Source organism: Marinococcus sp. LNHM4E3-1, from assembly GCF_056034405.1.
In genome coordinates this window covers 1-3,017 of the sequence record NZ_JBQLID010000031.1, presented here as the reverse complement: position 1 = coordinate 3,017, position 3,017 = coordinate 1, and the positions used below count along the sequence as shown (strand labels likewise).

4 protein-coding genes are annotated in these 3,017 nt (G+C 47.1%); 3 read left to right on the top strand and 1 reads right to left on the bottom strand.

All coding sequences use genetic code 11. The annotated features are described in order from the left end of the window. Positions 1-14: 14 nt before the first annotated feature. Positions 15-839: a mechanosensitive ion channel family protein gene (locus ACTRXI_RS16255; protein ID WP_474264276.1), complete on the bottom strand. Its 825-nt coding sequence runs from the start codon at positions 837-839 to the stop codon at positions 15-17. 203 nt (positions 840-1,042) lie between these two features. Between ACTRXI_RS16255 and ACTRXI_RS16250 the strand changes: the two genes are divergently transcribed. From ACTRXI_RS16250 to ACTRXI_RS16240, 3 genes are all read left to right on the top strand, one after another. Next, a complete protein-coding gene (locus ACTRXI_RS16250; protein ID WP_474264274.1) occupies positions 1,043-1,594 on the top strand; it encodes a peroxiredoxin in 552 nt (183 codons plus the stop codon). 71 nt (positions 1,595-1,665) lie between these two features. After that, positions 1,666-2,331: a potassium channel family protein gene (locus ACTRXI_RS16245; RefSeq protein WP_474264272.1), complete on the top strand. Its 666-nt coding sequence runs from the start codon at positions 1,666-1,668 to the stop codon at positions 2,329-2,331. A 114-nt stretch (positions 2,332-2,445) separates the two neighbouring features. Next, a partial coding sequence (locus ACTRXI_RS16240) for a cation:proton antiporter domain-containing protein (RefSeq protein ID WP_474264270.1) occupies positions 2,446-3,017 on the top strand: 572 nt, incomplete at its 3' end.

Here is a 3,017-nt window from a genome sequence, read left to right as displayed (position 1 = left end):
CTCTTTTTTGTGCTTTATGCTTCTTTGCTGACGTTCACCTGGTGTGGGTAAGGAATTTCGATATTATGGGCATCAAGATCTTCTTTGCAGGCCTTCAGCAGCTCTCGCTGCATGGCCCATTGCATCATGTTCTCTGTTTTGGCAATAATACGGATCGTAACCTCCGAAGCGCCAAGGGCGTTTACTCCTACAACGTCAGGGCCTTCCTTAAAAATGCCCTGTTCCTCAGCTACTCGGTTGCAGGCTCCCTGAATGACAGCAATCGCTTTATCCACATTCTCTTCATAAGCGATGCCGATATCGACAATGGCCTGCATGTTCCCGCGAGAATAATTGCTGACAACGCTGATTTCCCGGTTTGGGACGAAGTGCAGCGTACCGTCAAAGCTACGCACCTGAGTCGTGCGCAGGCCAACCTCCTCGACGATTCCATCTATTCCAGCGATCGCAATGTAGTCTTCGACGTCAATCTGCTTTTCAAGCAGAATAAAAAAGCCGGTAACAACGTCGCTGACAAGACCCTGGGCCCCGAAACCAATCGCAAGCCCGACGATCCCGGCGCTGGCGATCAGAGGAGCGATATCAAGGTCAAACAAGCCTAAAGTAATGGTAATTACGATAAATAACAAAATGTAAGTAAAGATGCTTATAGCGAGCTTCGAAAGGGTTTTAACCCTGCCCGGGTGCATATTCCGCTGCTTTTCCATGCGGTTAAAGGCGCGATGGATGATTTTGCTTCCGATGGCCCGTACTATAATATAGCCGATGAGCACACCAATTAGCTGCACCATTAAAATAATGGCAGCTGTCCAGAAAACTCCTTCATTAAACGATTCCATATTCAACTTATACCACTCCCCAGCCTGTAGTTTCCATTTTAACCTGATTAGTATAACATAACCGGTTGTGCCAAAAAATATGCAATAGTAATGAATCAAACCGCCATAAAAACAGGAGCGGAGCGTTTCGTTGACTTTGAAATTGGCGGTCCATATAATGAAGGATAGAATGCAGGATCGTAATTATTAAAGGAGTGGAATGCATGAGTGAAAAGCGTATGGTAGCAAAGCAGGCTCCGCGCTTCGAGATGAATGCCGTCATGCCGGACACCTCGTTTGGCACGATCAGCCTTGAACAAATAATGAAGGAAGATAAATGGACGGTGCTCTTTTTCTATCCGATGGATTTCACCCACATCTGTCCGACAGAAATTACAACAATGAGCGACCATTATGACGAGTTCGAAGAACTTGATACAGAAATTATCGGCGTCTCGACGGATACCATTCACTCGCATAAAGCATGGATCAATATGACGCGGGAAGAGAACGGGCTCGAGCAGCTGAAGTTTCCGCTTGCAGCTGATACAAACCACCGGGTGAGCCGGGACTACGGCGTGTTAATTGAAGAAGAAGGAGTGGCGCTGCGCGGTTTGTATATTATTAATCCGGACGGGGAACTGCAGTATTCGATGATACATCACAACGACGTCGGGCGCGATGTAGATGAGGTGCTTCGAGTACTCCAGGCTTTGCAGATGGGCGGAATGTGTCCGGCAAACTGGAAGCCGGGACAGGATACGATGAATACCTGAGCTTCCAGGGCCAGGACTGAAGGGGTCCGCCAGAAAAGCTGAAGGACTTGAGAAGAATAGGGGAGAACGGAATGAAGAAACAGTTTGCAGTCATTGGACTCGGGCGGTTCGGTGGAAGCATATGCAACGCTTTGGCCGACGAAGGAATGGACGTGCTTGCTATTGATTCCAATGAACACCGGGTCAATGAATTTGCCCAGGTCGTCGCCCAGGCGGTCATTGCGGACGGCATGGATGAAAAGGCGCTGCGCGGCCTTGGAATCCGTAACTTTGACAATGTCATTGTAGCGATCGGCGACAATATTCAGGCAAGCATTATGACGACTATCGTGCTGGATGAAATTGGTGTTAAGCATATTACAGTAAAAGCACAAAATGATTATCATGAAAAAGTACTGCGGCGCATCGGTGCCCATGAGGTTATCCATCCGGAACGCGATATTGGAGTAAGAGTGGCGCACAGCATCGTATCTAAAAGCGTGCTCGACTACCTGGAGCTTTCCGAGGATTACAGTATCGTAGAACTGGAAGCCGGCCAGCTGCTTGACGGGAAATCTCTTCTCGACTTAGATATACGTGAGACGTATGGATGTAATGTCCTTGCTATTAAACGCGGGGAGGACGTCCACGTCTCTCCGCGCCCGGAGGTGGATATCAGCGAGGGAGATATTCTGATTATTGTAGGTGCGGATGGAGACATTGCGAGACTCGAGTCCCGGTGGATAGATGATAACTGAAAAATGGCGAAAGCTCTTCCGTATGATTCATGCGGAAGGGTTTTTTAGTTTTTCAGATTGCAAAAAGGGTAAATAAGGATGTTGGCTGCAATATTATTACAGGAGGTGAATAAGTTGCTGCTGTATGCATCATTACTCGTAACACTGTTAGCCATCGGACTGATTGTTTATATATTTGATGTTAAAAGCAATTATTTTCCAGTGCCGATGGTGCTTTTGATTATTGGCCTCGGCCTCTCCTTCATTCCCGTTTTCAACAGGCTTGGTTTGAATCATGATATTATTTTTGATCTGCTGCTTCCGGCAATATTATTTGTATCTGCCTACAGTTTTCCGATACGTTCATTAAAGAAAAACATCTGGCCGATTGCGACGCTCGGGACACTTGGGCTAATGGTCACCGTTTTTTTAATGGCAGTGCTTATATATCTTGCAGGTGCTCCTGCTGTCGGTCTATCGTTCGTAGCGGCATTTTTAATTGCTTCTATACTGACACCGACCGATCCGGTATCCGTGACAGCCATCCTTGAAAATGTGTTCGGTGATTCGGATATCCCGAAAGTAGTGGAAGGGGAATCGATGATCAATGACGGCACAAGCGTCGTATTGTTTCAGGCTGTCGAGAAAGTCTCCTTTCTCGGCAGTTTTTTTGTAGGCAAGCGCCCCGAAGGGTCGTATACTAAAAA